The 521-nt window shown below is 61.8% G+C and carries 1 protein-coding gene; it reads left to right on the top strand.

The features are described 5' to 3' along the window. Window positions 1-51 precede the first annotated feature (51 nt). Window positions 52-521 (top strand): IS5 family transposase (locus tag L8H00_RS18665; protein WP_242098857.1); only part of this gene is annotated, 470 nt, incomplete at its 3' end.

Below are 521 nucleotides of genomic sequence, written 5' to 3'. Positions count from 1 at the left end.
GCGGGATGTCAGCGCCGACATGATCGACAGCACCGTAGTCCGGGCGCACCACTGCGCCGTCGGGCTAAAAAAGGGGATCAGAAATTCGAGGGGCTCGGCCGTTCGCGAGGCGGCTTCACGACCAAGCTGCACGCCCGCTGTGATGGTCAGGGGCGACCGCTATGTTTCGTCCTGACGCCGGGCCAGGCTCACGACGTGAAGGGTTTCGGGCCCTTGTTCGGGATGCTGGCTGACCGGATCGAGGCTCTGCTTGCCGATAAGGGCTATGACGCCGATGCCATCCGCCAGGAACTCGCCAAGGCGGATGTCGAGGCGGTCATTCCAACCAAAAGTAACCGCCGCATACCGATCCCGCATGATCGCGAGAAATACCGTTGGCGCAATCTCGTCGAGCGCTTGTTCAGCAAGCTCAAGAACTGGCGCCGTGTCGCAACGCGCTATGACAAGACCGCAGAGTCCTATCTCGGCTTCGTCGCGCTCGCATCAGTTACGCTGTGGCTGCCCTTTGTCCACGTGGCCTA

The organism is Sphingomonas sp. CROZ-RG-20F-R02-07, from assembly GCF_022662335.1.
Classification (GTDB): Bacteria; Pseudomonadota; Alphaproteobacteria; order Sphingomonadales; family Sphingomonadaceae; genus Sphingomonas.
Note: the sequence above shows the minus strand (reverse complement) of the source record. Positions and strands in the feature narration are given on the sequence as shown.